The sequence below is a fragment of the Streptomyces sp. NPDC093586 genome (assembly GCF_044764905.1).
Taxonomy (GTDB): Bacteria; Actinomycetota; Actinomycetes; order Streptomycetales; family Streptomycetaceae; genus Streptomyces.
Genome location: NZ_JBIWJA010000001.1, coordinates 174,382 through 193,397 on the forward strand (window position 1 = coordinate 174,382; position 19,016 = coordinate 193,397).

17 protein-coding genes and 1 pseudogene are annotated in these 19,016 nt (G+C 73.9%); 11 read left to right on the forward strand and 7 right to left on the reverse strand.

Annotated features, from left to right (window positions below; all coding sequences use genetic code 11):
* Nucleotides 1-15 precede the first annotated feature (15 nt).
* Nucleotides 16-993 carry an EamA family transporter gene (locus ACIRFH_RS00775; RefSeq protein ID WP_403516361.1) on the reverse strand — a complete coding sequence of 326 codons (978 nt, stop codon included), beginning with the start codon at nt 991-993 and terminating at the stop codon, nt 16-18.
* A gap of 150 nt (nt 994-1,143) precedes the next feature.
* Here ACIRFH_RS00775 and ACIRFH_RS00780 point away from each other — a divergent pair, with 150 nt between their 5' ends.
* Nucleotides 1,144-1,665, forward strand: coding sequence for a MarR family winged helix-turn-helix transcriptional regulator (locus tag ACIRFH_RS00780; RefSeq protein ID WP_403516363.1), 522 nt, complete (start codon nt 1,144-1,146; stop codon nt 1,663-1,665).
* 56 nt (nt 1,666-1,721) lie between these two features.
* On the opposite strand, the gene ACIRFH_RS00785 is transcribed toward ACIRFH_RS00780, so the two are convergent.
* Complete coding sequence (locus ACIRFH_RS00785; RefSeq protein ID WP_403516366.1) at nt 1,722-3,215, reverse strand: FAD-dependent monooxygenase; 1,494 nt, start codon at nt 3,213-3,215, stop codon at nt 1,722-1,724.
* A gap of 278 nt (nt 3,216-3,493) precedes the next feature.
* Between ACIRFH_RS00785 and ACIRFH_RS00790 the strand changes: the two genes are divergently transcribed.
* On the forward strand, nt 3,494-4,117 hold the full coding sequence (locus ACIRFH_RS00790) for a TetR family transcriptional regulator (protein ID WP_403516370.1): 624 nt from the start codon (nt 3,494-3,496) through the stop codon (nt 4,115-4,117).
* Nucleotides 4,118-4,222: 105 nt separating this feature from the next.
* Here the strand turns inward: ACIRFH_RS00790 and ACIRFH_RS00795 are convergent, their stop codons facing one another.
* The 3 genes from ACIRFH_RS00795 to ACIRFH_RS00805 form a co-directional block, all read right to left on the reverse strand.
* A complete protein-coding gene (locus tag ACIRFH_RS00795) occupies nt 4,223-4,498 on the reverse strand; it encodes a hypothetical protein (protein WP_403516373.1) in 276 nt (91 codons plus the stop codon).
* Between the two features lie 70 nt (nt 4,499-4,568).
* Nucleotides 4,569-6,671, reverse strand: a complete 2,103-nt coding sequence (gene malQ / locus ACIRFH_RS00800) for a 4-alpha-glucanotransferase (protein ID WP_403516376.1) — start codon at nt 6,669-6,671, stop codon at nt 4,569-4,571.
* Nucleotides 6,672-6,986, reverse strand: coding sequence for a hypothetical protein (locus ACIRFH_RS00805; protein ID WP_403516379.1), 315 nt, complete (start codon nt 6,984-6,986; stop codon nt 6,672-6,674).
* A 226-nt stretch (nt 6,987-7,212) separates the two neighbouring features.
* Here ACIRFH_RS00805 and ACIRFH_RS00810 point away from each other — a divergent pair, with 226 nt between their 5' ends.
* From ACIRFH_RS00810 to ACIRFH_RS00820, 3 genes and pseudogenes are all read left to right on the forward strand, one after another.
* Nucleotides 7,213-7,746, forward strand: a complete 534-nt coding sequence (locus ACIRFH_RS00810; RefSeq protein ID WP_403516381.1) for a PadR family transcriptional regulator — start codon at nt 7,213-7,215, stop codon at nt 7,744-7,746.
* Nucleotides 7,743-8,009, forward strand: a pseudogene (locus ACIRFH_RS00815) (ATP-binding cassette domain-containing protein); the annotation flags it as partial. The gene ACIRFH_RS00810 and the pseudogene ACIRFH_RS00815, both read left to right, overlap by 4 nt.
* Before the next feature lie 61 nt (nt 8,010-8,070).
* Nucleotides 8,071-8,727, forward strand: coding sequence for a class I SAM-dependent methyltransferase (locus ACIRFH_RS00820; RefSeq protein WP_403516384.1), 657 nt, complete (start codon nt 8,071-8,073; stop codon nt 8,725-8,727).
* A gap of 40 nt (nt 8,728-8,767) precedes the next feature.
* Here ACIRFH_RS00820 and ACIRFH_RS00825 read toward each other — a convergent pair whose 3' ends face one another.
* Nucleotides 8,768-8,947, reverse strand: a complete 180-nt coding sequence (locus ACIRFH_RS00825; RefSeq protein WP_403516387.1) for a DUF397 domain-containing protein — start codon at nt 8,945-8,947, stop codon at nt 8,768-8,770.
* A gap of 260 nt (nt 8,948-9,207) precedes the next feature.
* Here ACIRFH_RS00825 and ACIRFH_RS00830 point away from each other — a divergent pair, with 260 nt between their 5' ends.
* Nucleotides 9,208-9,798: a Uma2 family endonuclease gene (locus tag ACIRFH_RS00830; RefSeq protein WP_403516645.1), complete on the forward strand. Its 591-nt coding sequence runs from the start codon at nt 9,208-9,210 to the stop codon at nt 9,796-9,798.
* A 78-nt stretch (nt 9,799-9,876) separates the two neighbouring features.
* Here ACIRFH_RS00830 and ACIRFH_RS00835 read toward each other — a convergent pair whose 3' ends face one another.
* Nucleotides 9,877-10,413: an HNH endonuclease gene (locus tag ACIRFH_RS00835; protein ID WP_189230782.1), complete on the reverse strand. Its 537-nt coding sequence runs from the start codon at nt 10,411-10,413 to the stop codon at nt 9,877-9,879.
* Nucleotides 10,414-10,744: 331 nt separating this feature from the next.
* Here ACIRFH_RS00835 and ACIRFH_RS00840 point away from each other — a divergent pair, with 331 nt between their 5' ends.
* The 5 genes from ACIRFH_RS00840 (at nt 10,745) to ACIRFH_RS00860 (ending at nt 19,015) form a co-directional block, all read left to right on the forward strand.
* Complete coding sequence (locus ACIRFH_RS00840) at nt 10,745-11,839, forward strand: mechanosensitive ion channel family protein (protein WP_403516390.1); 1,095 nt, start codon at nt 10,745-10,747, stop codon at nt 11,837-11,839.
* Nucleotides 11,840-12,366: 527 nt separating this feature from the next.
* Nucleotides 12,367-13,818 carry a hypothetical protein gene (locus ACIRFH_RS00845; RefSeq protein WP_403516393.1) on the forward strand — a complete coding sequence of 484 codons (1,452 nt, stop codon included), beginning with the start codon at nt 12,367-12,369 and terminating at the stop codon, nt 13,816-13,818.
* Between the two features lie 59 nt (nt 13,819-13,877).
* Entirely contained in the window at nt 13,878-14,924 is a 1,047-nt protein-coding gene (locus tag ACIRFH_RS00850; RefSeq protein WP_403516396.1) for a glutamate ABC transporter substrate-binding protein, read from the forward strand.
* A gap of 58 nt (nt 14,925-14,982) precedes the next feature.
* Nucleotides 14,983-16,314 carry a hypothetical protein gene (locus ACIRFH_RS00855; RefSeq protein ID WP_403516399.1) on the forward strand — a complete coding sequence of 444 codons (1,332 nt, stop codon included), beginning with the start codon at nt 14,983-14,985 and terminating at the stop codon, nt 16,312-16,314.
* A 22-nt stretch (nt 16,315-16,336) separates the two neighbouring features.
* The gene (locus tag ACIRFH_RS00860) at nt 16,337-19,015 is read left to right on the forward strand and encodes a tetratricopeptide repeat protein (RefSeq protein ID WP_403516401.1); all 2,679 of its coding nucleotides are present in this window, start codon (nt 16,337-16,339) and stop codon (nt 19,013-19,015) included.
* Nucleotide 19,016: the final 1 nt, after the last annotated feature.

Consider the following 19,016-nt stretch of genomic DNA (forward strand, 5'->3'; position numbering starts at 1 on the left):
AGAGGTCTGGCACGCCTACCGTCGCAGGGCCGGACCCGTCAGGTCCATCGAATCTTTTCGACCGTTCTTTGAAGGAGAACTGAAAGGTTCGGTGGTCCCCTCTCCGGTCCGTTTCCCCGTCCTCTCTCCGGTCCGTCCGCCCGGTGCGAGCTGGCCCGCGACGGTCGCGCCGAACGCCAGCGCCATGCCCGCCAGCTGTACCGGCGTCAGCGCCTGCCCCAGCGCCACCCAGCCGACCACGGCGGCGGTCAGCGGGGAGAGCGGGCCGAGGAAGGTGACCTGGGTGGCGGTGAGGCGGCCGATGCCGCGGAACCAGAGCCAGTAGGCGACGGCCGTGTTGGCCAGCGCGAGGTAGAGGTAGCCGCCGATCGCCGGGCCGTCCAGCGCCGGGGGCGCACCCTCGACCAGGAGGGCGAGCGGTGCGATCAGCAGGCCGCCGGCGGTCAGCTGCCAGCCGGTGAGGGCGAGGGGGCCGACGCCGTCGGGGCGCCCCCACCGCTTGGTGAGAACGGTGCCGGCGGACATGGAGGCGGTGGAGGCGAGGGCCGCCAGCGCGCCGAGCGGGTCCAGGGCACCGGCCGCCCTCAGTACGACCAGGCTGACCCCGAACGCGGCGACGAGGCCGGTGAGGACGGCTCGGGCGGTGGGTCGCTGTCCCAGCAGCAGCGCCGAGAGGCCGACGACGAAGAGCGGGCCGACCGAGCCGACGACGGCCGCCATGCCGCCCGGCAGCCGGTAGGCGGACAGGAACAGCAGCGGGAAGAAGGCCCCGATGTTCAGCGCGCCCAGCACCGCCGCCTTCCCCCACCAGGCGCCGCGCGGCAGCACCCGGGCGAGGGCGAGCAGCAGCAGGCCGGCGGGCAGGGCGCGCACGAGCCCCGTGAACAGGGGGCGGTCGGGCGGCAGGAACTCGGTGGTGACGGCGTAGGTGGTGCCCCAGGAGACGGGGGCGAGGGCGGTGAGCGCGATGAGGGCGGGGCGGCCGGTGGCCATGGAGGCACCCTTCGTGACGGAGGAACGGCTCCGGGGAGCGGCTCGGGAAGCAATCCGGCAAGTAGCTTGCTTGAGAGTAGCTTAGCGCTAAACAAGTTTCTGGCAAGCCGCTTTCTTGCGGGTGACCGGAAGGGCCTCGATACTCGTGCCATGACTGAACGCCCCCAGCCCCTGCCCGACCGGCGCCAGGACCCCGTCGACGCGATCATCGCCCAGTGGGCGGCGGTGCGGCCCGACCTGGACACGGCCGCCATGGAGGTGTTCGGCCGCGTCTTCCGGCTCTCGCGCGCGATGGGCGACCGGATGGAGAAGGCGTACACGCCCTACGGGATCTCCCGGGGCGAGTTCGACGTGCTGGCCACCCTGCGCCGCTCCGGCGAGCCCTACGCCCTCTCCCCCCGGCAGCTGTCGGCCACGCTGATGCTCACCACCGGCGGTATGACGGGACGTCTCGACAAGCTGGAACGGGCCGGGCTGCTGCGCCGCTCCCCCGACCCGCACGACCGCCGGGCACTGCGGGTCACGCTCACCGACAAGGGGCGCGAACTGATCGACGAGGCGGTCGGCGCCGGACTCGCCGTCCAGACCGAGGCCCTGTCCGTCCTCGACGCCGACCGGGCCGGCCACCTCGCCGACCTGCTGCGGGACCTGCTGGCCGGCACCGAGGGGTGATCGGGCCCGGGGGGCCGGGCCCAGGGAGGGGGCCGGACCCGGGGAGGGGCCGGGCCTCAGCCCACGTGTGCGGCGAGCACCGTCTCCGTCTCCCGCGCGTCCGCGTCGTCCGCGGCCCAGGCCACGTACCCGTCGGGCCGCACCAGCAGGGTCGTCCGCCGGTCCCCGGCCCAGCGTTCCACCGCGAGCCGGTCCTCGCGGCCGGCCCCGACCCCGTCGGCCCACGGGCACGCGCGCGCGGTGATCAGCACGAACCGTCCGCCGCGCAGCGCCTCGTGGAGCCGCCCGCCGTCCGTCAGGGCCACGTCGGGGACGCGGACACCGGTGAGGCGGTGCGCCCCGCGGGGCGCCGGGTAGCGGTAGCCGACGCCGGTGACCTTGCCGACCACGCGGCGCCGCACCGGGCCGACGTGGTCGACGGCGCCGGTCAGCACCGCTCGCAGGGCCAGCGTCCAGGGGTGCTTGGCCATGGCCAGGCGCACGATGCCGCCGCTGCTGCGCAGGACGGACCTGCCGACGGGGTGCCGTTCGCTCTGATAGGTGTCCAGCAGCCCGGGTGCGGCGTGGCCGTGCAGGACGGCGGCCAGTTTCCAGCTGAGGTTCGCCGCGTCCTGCAGCCCGGTGTTCATGCCCTGCCCGCCGGCCGGGGTGTGCACGTGCGCGGCGTCGCCGGCGAGGAAGACGCGGCCGACCCGGTAGGCGGGCACCTGACGCTCGTCGCTGTGGAAGCGGGACATCCAGCGGGCGTCGTGCATCCCGAAGTCGCGGCCCAGCGCGAGCCGGGTGATCTCCTTGATCTCCTCCAGGTCCAGCGGTGCGTCGTCGGGCAGGTTCCGGCCCCGGTGCCAGCCGATCACGCGGTGGTAGCCGTCACCGAACGGCGCCAGGAAGGCGAAGGCGTCGCCGACGGCGTCCGCGGTCATCAACGCCTCCGGTTGCTCGGCGAGCCGCACGTCGGCGAGGACCACGGAACGGATGACCGACCGGCCGGGGAAGGGCAGACCGATCGCCTCGCGCACGGTGCTGCGCATACCGTCGGCGCCGACGACGTACGCCGCCCGCAGCGTCCCGGGTTCGCCGCCGGGACCGCGGACCTCGACGGTCACCCCGCCGTCCGCGGTCTGCGTCAGGCCGGTCACCTCGGTCTCGTGGCGGAACTCCACGCCGGCCCGCACCGCCCGCCGCTCCAGCGCCTTCTCGACCTCGTACTGCGGGATCACGATGAGGTGCGGGAAGCGGGAGGGCAGGGTGGAGATGTCCAGGGCGAGCCCGTCGAAGAGGCGGAGGCGGTCGAGGGGGCGGCCCACGGCCTCCAGTTCGTCGGCGAGGTCCCGCGCGTCCAGCTGCTCCAGGGTGCGGGCGTGCAGGACGAAGGCGCGCGAGAGGTTGCTGACGCGGCGCGGGCGCTTCTCGACGAGGGTGACAGGGACGCCGGCGGCGGCGAGGTCACCGGCCAGGAGCAGCCCGGTGGGGCCGGAGCCGACGACGATCACGGTGCGGAGGGTGCTGTTCGGAGTGCCGTTCAGGGCGCCGTTCGGAGTGCTGTTCATCCGGGCCTCCATGCGGGGTGCGATGCCAACGCTTTTTGCACCAACGGTTGTTGTACCGGCGGCTGTTTGCCTACGACTATTGGCCCACGACTGTTTGCCTACGACTGTTAGCCAACAAATGCTGACCGACGTTCGCTCGCCGACACCCGGCGCCCACGCCCGTTCACCGGAGCCCGTTCGCCAACATTCGTTTGCCAACGCTTGTTGTCAAGCGTAGAACCACGACCAACACGCGTCAACACTTGTTGGCCAACACGTGGAGACCTACGCTCATGGGCATGTCCGTCGATCAACCCTCACCGTCCACCACCGCCCCACCCACCGCCGCCTCGTCCACCGCCACCCCGTCCCCCCGGCGCTCCGACGCCACGCGCGCCGCGATCCTCGACGCCGCCCGCGAGCGGTTCGCCACGGACGGGTACGAGCGGGCCACCATCCGCGCCATCGCCCGGGACGCGCGCATCGACCCGTCGATGGTGATGCGCTACTACGGCAGCAAGGAGGGCCTCTTCGCGGCGGCCGTCTCCGTGGACCTGAAGCTGCCGGACCTGTCGGGCGTGCCCCGCGACCAGGTGGGCCGGGCCCTGGTGCGGCACTTCCTCACCCTGTGGGAGGAGAACGAGGAGTTCACGGCCCTGCTCCGGGTCGGCGCCGGCAACCGGGCCGGTGCCGGGCGGATGGAGGAGGTCTTCCGCGAGCAGTTGCTGCCGGCCGCCCGGCAGGTGTGCCCGGACCCCGAGCAGGTGCCCACGCGGGCCGCGCTCCTCGCCACGCAGATGCTCGGGCTGGCCCTCACGCGGTACGTGCTGCGCCTGCCGCCCGTCGAAGCGCTGCACGGCGAGGAGATCGTGGCCTGGCTGGCGCCCACCGTCCAGCGCTACCTGACGGCACCGTCCCCGTGAACACCGTGAACACCGTGAACACGCCGAGGGCGCCGGTCCCGCCCGCGTACGGCTGGTGCGTACGTGCGGCGGGGCCGGCGCCCTCGGTGGAGCGGTGGTGGGCCGTCAGGCCTTCGCGTTGGCCTTGGTCTTCACGTTGCGGCTGGTCACGCGGTGCTTCTCCTGGGACCTGTCCAGGACCATGACCAGGCCCGCGATGACCACGAACAGGCCGATCGGGAGCAGGACGTAGAGGCCCAGCGTCTCGATGACGCTCAGGCCCGTGCCGGGGTCGTCGCCGTCGTCGCGGGTCAGCGCGAGCGCGGGGGACGACATGAGCAGCATCATCAGCGTCGTACCGGCTGCCAGGGCGCCGGCGCGCAGGGCGTTCTTCTTGTCCACGGTGCAAAGTTAGCGAACGCCCGGACAGGGCGCGCGCCCGGGGTGCCGTACGGGGCCCCGGGCGTCCCGTTCAGCGTGCGGAGCGGGCCCGCATCACCTCGATCAGGGCGTGCAGGCGTGGTGAGGCGGCCAGTTCCTCCAGGGTCACCGGGCGGCCGTCCGCGTCGGCGACGGGCAGCCGCCAGTTGGGGTACTGGTCCCAGGTGCCGGGGAGGTTCTGCGGGCGGCGGTCGCCGACGGTGTCGGGGAGCCAGAGGCCGACCATGCGGGCGGGGGTGCGCAGCAGAAAGCGGTGGACGGCCTGGATCCCGGCCTCCTCGGAGGGGGTGTCGGTGCTGCCGCCGGTGCCGTGCAGCAGACCGAGGCGGGCGAGCAGGCCGAGCCACTCCGCGGTGTCCGTCGCCGCCTCGGCCCGTTCCTGCTCCAGCGGGCGGGTCAGCAGGCCGAGGCGGTCGCGGAGTTCGACGTGTTCGCCGGTGAGCCGGGCGGCGGTGGACGGCAGGTCGTGGGTGGTGGCGGTGGCCAGACAGTCGGCACGCCACCGTTCGGGAGGCAGGGGCCGGCCGTCGCCCGTCCAGTCCCGTTCGAACCAGAGCACCGACGTGCCGAGCACCCCGCGTTCGCGCAGGGCCTCGCGCACGCCCGGTTCCACGGTGCCGAGGTCCTCGCCGATGACGACGGCGCCGGCCCGGGTGGCCTCCAGGACGAGGACGGCGAGCATGGCCTCGGCGTCGTAACGGACGTAGGTGCCCTCGGTGGGCGGGTGGCCCTCGGGGACCCACCAGAGCCGGAACAGGCCCATGACGTGGTCGATGCGCAGGGCGCCGGCGTACCGGAACAGGCCGCGCAGCAGGTGCCGGAAGGGCGCGTAGCCGGAGTCGGCCAGGCGGTCGGGGCGCCACGGCGGCAGTCCCCAGTCCTGGCCGCGGGCGTTGAAGGCGTCGGGCGGGGCGCCGACCGACATGCCGGTGGCGAAGTACTCCTGCTGGGCCCACGCGTCGGCGCCCTGCGGGTGCACGCCCACGGCGAGGTCGTGGACGATCCCGACCGGCATGTCGGCCTCGCGGGCGGTGTGCTGGGCGGCGGTGAGCTGGGTGTCGGTGAGCCAGGCGAGCCGGGAGTGGAAGTCGACGCGGTCCATCAGCTCGCGGCGGGCGCGGGCGGTCTCGGCGGAGCGCGGGTCCCGCAGCCCCTCGGGCCAGCGGCGCCAGTCGGAGCCGTGCATCTCGGCGAGCGCGCACCAGGTGGCGTGGTCCTCCAAAGCCGTGCCCTGTTCGGCGAGGTAGTCGCAGTAGGCGGCGCGGCGGCCGGGTCCGAGGGGGACCTCGCGGAGCAGCTCCAGGGCCTCGCGCTTGAGCTCCCACACGGCGTCCCGGTCGATGAGGGCGCCCTTGTCCAGTACGTCCTCCCGCAGTCGCCCGGCCCGTTCCCGGAGGGCGCGCACGCGGTCGGGGCCGGGGACGTACGCGAACTCGGGCACGGCCTCGATCCGCAGGTGGACGGGGTCGGGGAAACGCCGGGAGGAGGGCCGGTAGGGCGAGGGGTCGGTGGGGGTTCCGGGCACGGCCGCGTGCAGGGGGTTGACCTGCACGAATCCGGCGCCGAGGGCGCGTCCGGCCCAGGCGGTCAGTTCGCCGAGGTCGCCGAGGTCGCCCATGCCCCAGGAGTGGCGGGACAGGAGGGAGTAGAGCTGGACGAGGAGCCCGTAGGAGCGTCCGGGCGGGGTGGGCAGCCGGTCCGGGGCGACGATCAGGTGGGCGGTGGCGGTCCGGCCGTCGGGCGCGGTGGCGGTCAGACGGTGGTAGCCGGCGGGGAGCCGCCTGGCGTCGGCGCGGGTCTCGCCCTGCTCGGTCTCGACGCGCAGCGCGGTGCCCTCGGGCAGCGCGGCGAGGGCGGCCGGGGTGCCGCCGCCGGCGCGGGCGACCACGGTGGGCGGCAGCAGGCGCTCGCGCAGTTCGTCCTCGCGGGCGGCGAGGGCGGTGCGCACCGCCGCGGGACCGTTCGCGTCGACGCCGAGGGCGGCCAGCGCGAGGGTGACGGCGGTGACCGAGGCGGCGACGGTGCGGTCGGGCGACGGGTTGTAGGAGGTGGCGACGCCGTGCAGGGCGGCGAGCCGGATCAGATCCTCGGGAAGGTCGTCGACGGGGGGCTCGGCCGGCCGGTCGGCTGTCATCTAGGACCTCGGGGACCGCGTGGGTTCCGGGACGGCGAAGGAGGGGCCGCCCTGCTCCGGCACGTCCGCCGTGAGTTCGGGCGAGGACTCGCTGGTCAGCGGTACGGCGTCGGCGAACGGCGACTCGCTGGTGAGGGGCTCGGCGTCGGGCAGCGGCGGTTCGCTGGTGAGCGGCGTCCCGGCGCAGCTGCCGGAGGCGCCGAAGACGCGGTAGTGGGGGGTGCCGGCGTCGGCGGAGGGCTCCGCCCAGGGGGCGGACGGCTCCGCCACGGGTTTGGAAGGGGCCGGGAGCAGCAGGGGTGCCGGTGCAGCCACGGAGGGGTCTCCTTGTATGTCGAGCACGTTTTTGACGGGTTACGGCAGCCCTACCCAGTCGGCGCGCGGACAGACGCTCCGGGGCGGACAACGTGACCCTGGCCACATTCTGCCCCGGGGAAACGTCTCGGATCCGGACGAACGGTCCACCTGGGCCGTCACTCGTCCGGGTGCGACACGGCCCGACTATTCACTCAGTACATGTACGTGTTGAATACTGATCGGCATGAGCACCCGTCACATCCTGCTGGGGCTGCTCGCCTCAAGGCCGAGCCATGGCTACGACCTGAAGCGGCGCCACGACGAACGCTTCCCGCAGGCCCGTCCGCTGGCCTACGGGCAGGTCTACACGACTCTGCAGCGCCTGGTCCGGGACGGCCTCGCGGAGGTCGACGGAACCGGATCGGACGGCGGCCCGGAACGGACCGCGTACCGCGTGACGGACGAGGGCGCGCGCGAACTGGCGCGCTGGGCGGCGGAGGTCACGCCGCCCGCGCCCTTCGTGACGAACGAGGTCTTCGCCAAGCTCGTCGTCTCGATCCTCACCGGCGCCGACGCGGACGCGTACCTGCTGGCCCAGCGCGCCGCCCACATGCGGCGGATGCGGGAGCTCACGGCGGTCAAGACCGCCCCGGGCACGGACCTGACGACCGTGCTCTCGGCCGACTACGCCCTCAACCACCTCGACGCCGACCTCCGCTGGATGACCACCACGGCGGCCCGGCTCACCACTTTGACCGCGGAGGTCCGCACGACATGACGGACGAGGAGACGAGCGTGCCGCTGCTCGCCGCCACCGGGCCGGTCAAGGCGTACGGCAGGACCGAGGCCCTGCGCGGCGCGTCCGTCGAGCTGCGCACCGGTGAGGTCCCCACCGTCACCGGGACCAGCGGCAGCGGGAAGTCGACGCCGCCGCACCGCCCGGCCGGGATCGTCCGGCCGGACACCGGATCGGTGACGTACGACGGGCAGCGACTGGACCGGCTGCCGGAGAAGCGGCCGGCGCGGGTCGAGCGCGCCGATCCGCACGTCCTCGGCCGGGGCGCGGCGCCGCACGGCCCGGGGATTTGATGGACTGGCCGGTATGACCACGCTGCCGCACCGGGTCCTGCGGGCGCTCGACCGGTTCAACGCCGCCCACCCCTGGGATCACAACGCCCATTACCACCGGTGGATCCTGCGGCAGCTTCCCGGACGCTTCGACAGGGCGCTGGACGTCGGCTCCGGCAGCGGTGACCTGGCCCGCCTCCTGGCCACGCGCGCCGCCGAGGTCCGAGGCGTCGACTCCGACCCGGTGATCACCGCCCGGGCGCGGCGGCTGACTCCCCCCACGGCCCCGGTGGCCTTCACGATCGCCGACGCCCTGACCGGTGTCCCCGCCGGGCCGTACGACGTCATCACCTGCGTCGCCACCCTCCACCATCTGCCGTTCGCCGAAGCGCTCACCGTCCTGCGGCAGCGCCTGGCCCCGGGAGGCACCCTGGTGGTCGTCGGCCTCTACCGGGCCGACACGGCCGTGGACCATCTGCTCGGCGCGGTGGCCGCCCCGCTGAACGCCGCCACCGGGTGGCTCAAGAACAAGGGCGGCAGCGCGCCCCGTCCCCTCTCGATGACGGCCCCGACCCGACCGGCGGGCATGACCTTCGCCGACATCGTCGGCGGGGCCCGGGACGTCCTGCCCGGCGCGCGGCTGCGCCGTCGGCTGTTCTGGCGCTACACGCTCGTATGGCGTCGCCGCTGAGGGCGGAGCGAGCCGGGTTGCGGAGCGGTCCTCACGCAGATCACTGGTCTGATGACCTCATGAACGCCGCCCGGGCCCGCGGCCCGGGACGGAGTGCCGGGCCACCGCCCGAGTCCTCGGAGTCGCGGACGGCCACGGTGCGGGGGATGCTGCGGACGACCTCGACGCACTCGCCGCTTCCCCCGCTGCAGCCGGGCTTCACGGACTCGAATCCGTTCATCGCTGCGTGCCCTCGCTGATGTTCTCGGGCGGAGGTGAGCGACCCACGCGGCGAGCGGTTGCCGGGGACGTCGCCGGGCGGTTCGGGCGGGAACTGTTGCCGGTCGGAGCACTGGCCACGCGGTGGGACCGGGAGTCTCACGGACCGTGTACGCCGAGTGGGATCTCCCCGCCTGCCAGGCCGGTCTTCCCCTACGCTGAGCGTGTGGACCCCCGCGCACCCGGAGGAGCCCTGCGACCGTGACCGCCGACAGGCCCCAGATGCTCGTCACCGAGTTCGAGGAACTCGCCCGCCATGCCGCCCGGAGCATAGAAGGCGCACGGCTCGAGTTCATCAACGGACATCTGGGGGGGAAGGCCGTGCCCGACGGCGGCCACGGACGCGTCATCCAGTGGCTGACGCGCATCTGCCTGCAGCACCGGCCCGACCTCTGGCTGGACCCCACGCAAGGACTGGTGATCGAGGCCTACCGCGAGGGTCGTGCCCGCCCGGACTGCTCCCTCGCCCCGGCGGAGGCGTTCGTCGGCCAGGGCGAATGGGCCGACCCCGCCCCCGTCCTCATGGTCGTCGAGGTCACCTCGTACGACTCCGACACCGATCGGCGCGACCGGGTCGAGAAGCCCCGGGCGTATGCCGAGACCGGCATCCCGGTGTACCTGCTGATCGACCGGGACACCTGCGAGGTCAAGGTGCACAGTCGGCCGGACGGCGGGCGGTACGAGACCGTGCAGACGCTGCCCTTCGGCAAGGAGGTCGTCCTGCCCGAGCCGGTCGGGATCCCCCTGGACACCGAGCCGCTGAAGAACTGGGTGCGCCGAGCGCCGCGCCCCCTGCCCCGGACCCCTCCGTGAAAGCGTGAACACTTCGGCCCCGAGTGTTCACGCTTTCCGACGGAGCCCCGCGGCGCCCGCACAGGAAGGCCCGGATCGTCAGGCGGAGATGCCGTCGATGCGGGCCAGCGCGTCGTCCGCGCCGTACGGCTGCAGGTACGGCAGCCAGCGCGGGTCCCGGTGACCCGTGCCGATGATGCGCCAGGCCAGACCGGTGGGCGGGGCCGGTTTGTGGCGCAGGCGCCAGCCGATCTCGCCGAGGTGCCGGTCCGCCTTGACGTGGTTGCAGCGGCGGCAGGACGCCACCACGTTGTCCCACGCGTGCTGCCCCCCGCGGCTGCGCGGGACGACGTGGTCGACGCTGGTGGCGACCCCGCCGCAGTACATGCACCGGCCTCCGTCGCGCGCGAAGAGCGCCCGCCTGGTGAGAGGGACGGGCCCCCGGTAGGGGACCCGCACGAATCGCTTGAGCCGGACCACGCTGGGTGCGGGGACGGTGACGGTCGCGCTGTGCAGGAAGGCGCCGGACTCCTCGAGGCACACGGCCTTGTTCTCGAGGACGAGGACGAGCGCGCGGCGGAGCGGTACGACGCCGAGTGGCTCGTACGACGCGTTGAGGACCAGGACATGCGGCACGGATGCCTCCTTGTACGCCGGCGGCGCGTGGCTCGCGCCGGGACGATCCGTAGTCAGTCTCCCCTCATGCCTGGTGGACGCGCCACCATGTCCCGGTAACGGGCTGGGAGTGTTTTCGACCACACCTGATGCATCCCCCGCTGCCTGACCAGTTCAAGCGCGGGTGAGCACCGTCTCTCCTGTGAACTTCACGCCGATCCACCCGCGGTGCCCCGTTAGTGTGGTTGTTCTGCCCGTCCGGTGACCTTCCCGTGACCTTGGACCAGACCCTCGGACCGTAGTCGCCCGGCCGCGCGCCGCGGACGGGCCGTCGCACCTGGAGGTATCCGTCGTGTCCCTGTCCACCGCCGTCTCACTGGCCGCCGGTACGTCCCCGTCACCGTCGCCCTCCACGACGGCCCCGGGAGTGCCCACGCTCCAGGACGCCCAGGAGCACGCGACGAACGCCGCCAGCTGGGTCGAGCAGAACTGGTCGACCTGGCTCGCGATCGGGTTGCGCGTGGTGCTGATCCTGGTGATCGCGACGGTGCTGCGCACGGTGGTGCGGCGGGCGATCACCAAGCTGATAGACCGGATGAACCGCACCGCCGGGGCCGTGGACGGCACCGCGCTGGGCGGACTGCTGGTGAACGCCGAGCGCCGTCGGCAGCGGTCGCAGGCCATCGGCTCGGTCCTGCGTTCGGTGGCCAGCTTCCTCATCCTGGGCACCGCCGCCCTGATGGTCCTCGGCACCTTCCAGATCAACCTGGCCCCGCTGCTGGCGTCCGCCGGTGTCGCGGGCGTCGCGATCGGTTTCGGCGCCCGCAACCTGGTCACCGACTTCCTCTCCGGCGTCTTCATGATCCTGGAGGACCAGTACGGCGTCGGCGACACCATCGACGCGGGTGTGGCCTCCGGCGAGGTCATCGAGGTCGGGCTGCGCGTGACCAAGCTGCGCGGCGCCGACGGCGAGATCTGGTACGTCCGCAACGGCGAGGTCAAGCGGATCGGCAACCTGTCCCAGGGCTGGTCGACGGCCGGCGTGGACGTGACGGTCCGCGCCGACGAGGACCTGGACAAGGTGAAGGAGACCCTCGACTCCGTCGCCGAGCGGATGAGCAAGGAGGAGCCCTGGAACGAGCTCCTGTGGGGGCCGATCGAGGTGCTCGGACTGGACAGCGTCCTGCTGGACTCCATGGTCGTGCGCGTCTCGGCGAAGACGATGCCCGGCAAGTCCCTCACCGTGGAGCGCGAGCTGCGCTGGCGCATCAAGCGGGCCTTCAGCGCGGCCGACATCCCGATCGTCGGCGGCGCCACGGTCCCGGCGGACGGGGACGCGGCCCCCGACCCGACGGCGGGCGTCGCGGCGCCGTCGGTGTACGCGAGCACCGCGTCGCCGCAGTCGATGGCCGCCTCTCCGCTCACCCCGCCGAGCACCGCCAAGTAACGGCCCGCTCCCTTCTCCCGCCCCCGGGGCGACGACCGCGTCGCTCCGGGGGCGGTCGCATGCGCGGCCCCGCCACCTCGCCCGGAAGACCGGAAGAGCAGAAGACCGGAAGGCCGGAAGGCCGGAAGGCCGGAAGGCCGGCGGGCCGGGGCCGCCTCGACGACCTGGTGCGGGAGCCGCAGGCGGCCCGCGCGCGCCCAGGGCCGTGGTCCTCGGCGCCGTCCTTGTCGCGGCCCGGCGCCGGCGGCCCGCGCCCCCGGTGCCGCGGGGGCCGGACCGGGCGGGAGCGGCCGTCGAGACGCGGGCGCGGGTGCGGGCGCGCTCCGGCGCGTGAGGTCACCGCGGGGAACCGAACCGGTCCCGCAGGCGTGTTCATGGGCGGGGCTGAGGGCGGTCCGCCGGTCGTCCGGCGCCGGGAGCGGGGAAGCGGAACCCCGCGATCGGATCAAGATCGGGTGAAGACCGGTGCGAATGTCGGTGCGGGACGCGATACTTGCGGCGACGGATGACCACGGGGGAGGTCAGCAGTGACTCGACCGCCGGCGAACAGCTCGGTGCCACCGCCCGGCACGGGCGTGCCCTCGCTGCCCGCCGTGCCGCCGCAGCCGCTGCCGCCGCAGAGGTCCACCGGCGGGGCGCCGCCCGCGTCCCCGCCGCCGGCTCCCCGCCGCACCGCGTTCGCCGAGGGCGTGGACCGCCTGCGCGCCGCGGCCACCACCGAGCCAGGCCGGCTGCGCATCATCGGTGCCCTGCTCGCCGCCCTCCTCCTCGCCTTCGGCGCCGTCACCGCCTGGCAGACGACCGAGCGGTCCGCCGCGGCGGACGACGTGCTGAACCGCAGTCAGCCGCTCAGCTCCGCCGCCGCCGACATCTACCGCTCCCTCGCCGACGCCAACACCGCGGCGTCCAGCGGGTTCCTGGCCGGCGGCCAGGAGACGAAGGCCTCCCGCGACCGGTACGAGAAGGACGTCCGCGCGGCCGCCGAGGGGCTCGTGGCGGCCGCCGCCAACTCCGACGCCGGCTCCCCCTCCGCCGCGACGATCACCAAGCTGAACCGTCTGCTGCCCGAGTACAAGGGCCTGATCGAGCGGGCCCGCACCTACAACCGGCAGGGCTACCCGGTCGGCGGCGCCTATCTGCGCTACGCCAACGAGAAGATGCAGAAGGAGATGCTCCCGGCGGCGGAGGACCTCTACACACGGGAGAACCAGCGGCTGGGCGACGACTACGCCGACGCCGAGCCCTACCCGTGGGCGGCGATCGCCCTCGGCGTCCTCGCGCTCGCGGCCCTGGGCTGGGCGCAGTACCGCACCTACCGGCGCACCAACCGGGTGTTCAACCACGGCCTGGTCGCCGCCACGGCCACCGCGACGGTCGTCCTGCTCTGGCTGGTCGTCGGTCACAGCGTCGCGCGGTCGGACCTGGACGACTCCTACGACCACGGCGTGCGCTCCCTGAACGCGCTGCACGGGGCCCGCATCGCCTCCCTCAAGGCGCGCGGCAACGAGAACCTCACACTGGTGGCGCGCGGCGCGGAGACGAGGACGGTCGGCGCCAGGAAACTCGACGCCTACGACCTCGACTTCCGGAAGAACATGGACACCCTCGGCAAGGGCCTGGCCGTGGCACGGCGGCTCGCCGACGACGAGGCGGGCGAGAAGCCGGTCGCGGCGGCCGGCGCCGACATGACGGAGTGGAACAAGCGCCACGCCGCCGCCCGCAAGCAGGACGACGACGGCAACTACCGGCAGGCGCTGGACCTGGTGATCGGCGGCAAGGGCGCCACGGGCGAGTGCTTCGACGGCGTCGACGCCTCGCTGGCCGCCGCACTCGACCACGAGAAGAACGAGTTCGAGCAGGCGGCGGGCGACGGCCTGGACGCGATGGGCCTCCTTCCCCAGGGCGCCGCCGTCCTCGCCGTCCTGGGCGCGGCCGGTGCGCTGCTGGGCATCGGCCGCAGGCTGTCGGAGTACCGGTGAGGCGGGGCCGGAGCCCGGTGAGCGGGTGGGAAGAGGTGACCGTGAGAGGGGGCGTGAGGATGCGTGTGCGACGGCTGCGGACCGGCCTGAAGGGCTGGGGCGGGGTGGGTGCGATGGCGGTCGCCTGCGCCCTGGCGGTGCTCTTCGCCCTGCTCCTGCCGGTGGTCCGGTCGCACGGTGAGAGGGGCGGCGCGGACGCCGGCGGCCACGGCGTCGTCCAGAGCCGCCAGGCACGCGCCGCCGAGGAGTGCACGGACCCGGAGAAGCAGACCCTGCCCCCGAGCGGCGCGGACGGCCCCACCATCGAGGCCATCCGCAACCGCGCGGGCGCCAAGCGCAAACTGGTCGTCGGTGTCGACCAGAACAGCTACCGCTGGGGCTACCGCGACCCGAACAGCGGCGGTGACGCGAGGCTGGAGGGCTTCGACATCGACCTGGCGCACCGGATAGCGGAGGAGATCCTCGGCGACCCGGACGCCGTGCTGTTCAGGGCGGTCCCCACCAACCAGCGCGAGGAGGCGATCGACAACGGCACCGTCGACCTGGTGGTCCGCACCATGACCATCACCTGCGAACGCCTCGCCAAGGTCGCTTACTCCGCACCGTACTTCAAGACCGGCCAGCAGGTGCTCGCCCCCAAGTCGTCCCCGATCACCGGTTACGACGACACGCTGGCCGGCCGGAAGATCTGCACGGCGACGAGTTCCACCGCGCTCAGCACGCTGGAGCAGGACCGGAAGGACGGCGGACCCGCCGCGGACGCCGACCTGAGCACCACCGTGCCCAACCAGCTCGACTGCCTGGTGCGGCTCCAGCTCGGCGAGGTCGACGCGGTGGTCACCGACGGCGCCCTCGCCGCGAGCCAGGCCGCGCAGGACCCCACGGTCGAGCTGAAGGGCGCCCCCTTCACCACCGAGTACTACGGCGTGGCGATGAAGAAGGACGCCGACGACCTGGTACGCCGGGTCAACCAGGTCCTCGTGGAGTGGCGCGCGGACAGGACCGGGGGCTGGCAGCACTCGTACGACGAGTGGCTGAAGGAGACCATGGGCGCCGATTCCCGGCAGTCGGAACCGCCGGCCCCCCAGTATCTGCGCGGGAGCTGAACGGCCGCCGCACCACGGGGCAGGAAAAGCACGAGTCCGCAACAGCGAAAGGTGATCGATGGGCGACACGGGACCCACCGGGCCGGTGATGGACCGGGACGAGGTGGACCGTGCGCTGGCGCGGCTCGGCGCGGAGCACGAGGCCATCGAGACCTCGCTCCTCGCCCTCCAGGACCACGCGGGCCGCAGGCTCCTGGAGGGCGCCGAGCTCACGGGCGTGACCCGGGAGCGCTGGGCCGCCGCGGAGGCGTCGATCACCCTGCTGTGGACCTACTTCGACGCCTACGCGGGCGCGTTGCGCACCGCCCGGGAGATCCGCGCCCGGCGCCGCTGGTCCAGCCGCGAGGACCTGGCGGAACTGACGGAGCTGCTGCGCGGCGAGGCGGTCACCGTGGCCGGCAGCGCCGCCACCGCGGGCGCGCCCGCCCCGCACGGCGGTCCGGGCCGGCTCAGCGAGCGGTACTCGCTGGTCACGCTGGTGGACCGGATGAACCAGCTGTACGCGGCCTCCCTCGACCTGGTGGTCGCCGCCGACGCGGTGTGGTCGGCCCTGCCCGCGCGCATCGATTTACTCGCCGCCGAGCTCCAGCGCACCCGTCGGCTCGCGCACTCGGTGGGGGTGCGCCCCGGCGAGCACCCGGCCGGGGACGACCTGGAGCGGATCACCCGCTCCCTGACGAAGCTGCGCGAGCGGGTGGTGTCCGACCCGCTGGCGTTCTGGCTGCCCGCCGAGGGCAGTTCGGCGCCGGGCGGCGGCCGGCCGGACACCACGGTCTACGACCGGGAGGCGCGCGCCCTGGAGGACGTGCGCCGGGAGATCGACGCGGTGCTGGCCGTCCGTCAGGACGCCGAGCAGCGGATCGTGCGACTGCGGGACCTGCTCTCCCGCGCGGACCGCACGCTCGCCGAGGCCCGCACGGCGCGCGGCGAGGTGCTGGCGAAGATCGCCGCGACGGAGGTGCCGGTGGTCAGCGGACCGCCGACCGTGCTCCAGGAACAGCTGGCGACGGCCGCCGAGTACCGCAGACACGCCCAGTGGCACCGCCTGTCGCCGCTCCTGGAGTCCCTGGAGCAGAAGGCGGAGGACGAACTGCTGCGGGCCCGCGAGTCGTTGACGGCGGTCACCGCGCCGCTCGCGGTCCGCGCCGAGCTGCGCGGCCGGCTGGACGCGTACAAGGCGAAGGTCACCCGGCTGGGCTTCGCGGAGGATCCGGAGCTGGTCGAGAAGTACGAGAAGGCGCGCCGCATGCTATGGAGCGCGCCCTGCGACCTGCGCGTCGCCGAGCAGGCCGTCCTGCGCTACCAGCGGGCGGCGGCCGACGTGCTGGGCTCCGCACCGCGCGTGCCCGGGCAGGGCGGGCCGGTGGACCGGACGGGTCCCGGCGCATGAGCGACAACGGGGAGGCGGCGGCATGAGCCAGGAGCAGCGGACCTGTCAGCGTCCCGGTTGCGGCGGGTCCTACGAGGACGTGGGCGGCGGCGAGCTGTACTGCGACACCTGCGGTCTCGCACCGGTCGTCGCGTCCAACGGCACGGTGGGCGGGGCGCCGACCGGCATCACCGGCGGCGGACGGGGTTCGCGCGGCTCGGCGGGCAGCGGGAGCGCGCGCTCCGGCGGCCGCAGCGCGCGGACGTCGTCGCAGTCGTCGCAGTCGTCGAAGTCCCGGCGTTCGGTGTCGGGGCGGCTGTCGCGGTCCGTGTCGGGCCGGTCCACGGGCCGCTCGGTGTCGGTGCGCAGCTCGGGGACGCCCGCCGGTTCCTCCGCGCGGGGCCGGCTCGGCGCCGGCCTGGTCGAGGTCCCGGCGATCCCGCGGCCCGACCCGCGCGTGATGGTCCTGGACCGTCCCGAGGTGCCCGAGCGCAAGCGGTTCTGTTCGCGCTCGGACTGCGGGGCGCCGGTCGGGCGGGCGCGCGGGGACCGGCCCGGCCGCACGGAGGGCTTCTGCACCAAGTGCGGCCACCCGTACTCGTTCGTGCCGAAGCTGAGGTCCGGGGACGTCGTGCACGGCCAGTACGAGGTGGTGGGCTGCCTCGCGCACGGCGGGCTCGGCTGGATCTACCTCGCCGTGGACAAGGCGGTCTCCGACCGCTGGGTGGTTCTCAAGGGACTGCTGGACACCGGCGACCAGGACGCGATGGCGGCGGCGATCTCCGAGCGGCGCTTCCTCGCCGAGATCGAGCACGCCAACATCGTGCGGATCTACAACTTCGTCGAACACCTCGACCAGCGCACCGGCTCCCTCGACGGCTACATCGTCATGGAGTACGTGGGCGGCAAGTCCCTCAAGGAGATCGCCAACGCCCGCCGCACGCCCGAGGGGCGGCGCGATCCGCTGCCGGTGGAGCAGGCGTGCGCGTACGGCATCGAGGCGCTGGAGGCGCTCGGCCACCTGCACAGCCGCAACCTGCTGTACTGCGACTTCAAGGTCGACAACGCCATCCAGACCGAGGACCAGCTCAAGCTGATCGACATGGGCGCGGTGCGCCGCATGGACGACGACGAGTCGGCGATCTACGGCACGATGGGCTACCAGGCGCCGGAGGTCGCCGACGTGGGCCCCTCGGTGGCCTCCGACCTGTACACGGTCGGCCGCACCCTCGCGGTGCTGACGTTCGACTTCCAGGGCTACACCACCGTCTACGCCGACTCGTTGCCGGACCCCGACACCATCGAGGTCTTCCGGCAGTACGAGTCGTTCTACCGGTTGCTGGTGCGCGCCACCGATCCCGACCCGGCCCGCCGGTTCGCCTCCGCGCAGGAGATGGCGGAGCAGCTGACGGGCGTGCTGCGCGAGGTGGTCTCGTTGCAGACGGGCCGCGCCCGGCCCGCGCTGTCCACGCTGTTCGGACCCGAAGTACGGGTGACCGACACGGAGTTGTTCCCCCGGCTGGACGGCGAGGTGTCGCTGCTGGGGGCCCGGACGACGGGCACCGGGAGACGCGGTGCCGGTACCGGCGCGGCGATGGTCCCGCAGGCGGGCGGCGGTGCGGTCCCGGCCGTCGGGGCGCCCGGCGGGACGGTCGCGGGCACCGCGGTCCACGGCGGGGCGGGTGCGGCGGCCGCACTGCCCGCCGGAGCGGGCGCGAGCGCCTCGCTGCCGGGCTCCGTGAGCACGGTCGGCAGCGTCGGGGGCGGTTCCTCCGCCCTGGTCGAGCCCGTCGACGCGCCCGCCGCCGCCCTCGCCCTGCCGGTCCCCCGGGTCGACCCCGGCGACCCCAACGCCGGTTTCCTGGCAGGTCTGATGGCGTCGGCGCCGGGTGAGCTGCTGACCGCGCTGGGTGCCGCGCCGGCGCCGTCGACCGAAATCCGGCTGCGGCAGACACGGGCCCGGCTGGAGCAGGGCGACGCGCGGGGCGCGCTGGAGGTTCTGGACGTGCTGGAGGGCGAACGGCCGGACGACTGGCGGGTGGTCTGGTACCGGGGCCTGGCCTCGCTGGTGACCGGCGACCACGAGGGCGCCGCGCTCGCCTTCGACGCGGTCTACGACGCCTTCCCGGGCGAGATCGCGCCCAAGCTGGCGCTCGGCCTGTGCGCGGAGGTGCTGGGCCAGCTCGACAACGCCGCGGAGTACTACCGCCTGGTGTGGTCGGCCGACCCGAGCCATGTGAGCGCCGCGTTCGGCCTGGCCCGGGTCCAGCTGGCCGGCGGCGACCGGTCCGGTGCCGTACGGACGCTGGAGTCGGTGCCGGAGTCGTCCGTCCACTGCACGGCCGCGCGCGTGGCGGCCGTACGGGCGCGGCTGCGGCGGCGCACGGCGGCCCCGGGCGATCTCGCGTTCCTGGACGACCTGGCCGCGGCCGCGCGGCAGGTCGAGGCGCTGGACGTGTACGGTCTGGATCCGGCGCGCCGCGAGCAGTTGTCGGTCGAGGTCCTCGGCTGTGCCCTGGACTGGGTACTCTCCGGGGGCCGGGGTTCCGTTCCACCCGCCGCCGGGGGACGGACGCTGCTCGGCAGCGGCCTGGACGAACGCGGCCTGCGTTTCGGCCTGGAACGTTCGTACCGCACGCTGGCCCGGCTGGCGCGGGGCGGCGAGGAGAGGATCGACCTGGTGGAACGTGCCAATCGTTACCGCCCCCGGACGTGGGTGTAGT

Coding starts and splice junctions, on each gene's coding strand:
- ACIRFH_RS00775 (WP_403516361.1), bottom strand. CDS start 993: ATGGCCACCGGCCGCCCCGCCCTCATCGCGCTCACCGCCCTCGCCCCC.
- ACIRFH_RS00825 (WP_403516387.1), bottom strand. CDS start 8,947: ATGAACGGATTCGAGTCCGTGAAGCCCGGCTGCAGCGGGGGAAGCGGC.
- ACIRFH_RS00820 (WP_403516384.1), top strand. CDS start 8,071: ATGACCACGCTGCCGCACCGGGTCCTGCGGGCGCTCGACCGGTTCAAC.
- ACIRFH_RS00790 (WP_403516370.1), top strand. CDS start 3,494: ATGTCCGTCGATCAACCCTCACCGTCCACCACCGCCCCACCCACCGCC.
- ACIRFH_RS00850 (WP_403516396.1), top strand. CDS start 13,878: ATGCGTGTGCGACGGCTGCGGACCGGCCTGAAGGGCTGGGGCGGGGTG.
- ACIRFH_RS00830 (WP_403516645.1), top strand. CDS start 9,208: ATGCTCGTCACCGAGTTCGAGGAACTCGCCCGCCATGCCGCCCGGAGC.
- ACIRFH_RS00785 (WP_403516366.1), bottom strand. CDS start 3,215: ATGAACAGCACTCCGAACGGCGCCCTGAACGGCACTCCGAACAGCACC.
- malQ (WP_403516376.1), bottom strand. CDS start 6,671: ATGACAGCCGACCGGCCGGCCGAGCCCCCCGTCGACGACCTTCCCGAG.
- ACIRFH_RS00860 (WP_403516401.1), top strand. CDS start 16,337: ATGAGCCAGGAGCAGCGGACCTGTCAGCGTCCCGGTTGCGGCGGGTCC.
- ACIRFH_RS00855 (WP_403516399.1), top strand. CDS start 14,983: ATGGGCGACACGGGACCCACCGGGCCGGTGATGGACCGGGACGAGGTG.
- ACIRFH_RS00810 (WP_403516381.1), top strand. CDS start 7,213: ATGAGCACCCGTCACATCCTGCTGGGGCTGCTCGCCTCAAGGCCGAGC.
- ACIRFH_RS00780 (WP_403516363.1), top strand. CDS start 1,144: ATGACTGAACGCCCCCAGCCCCTGCCCGACCGGCGCCAGGACCCCGTC.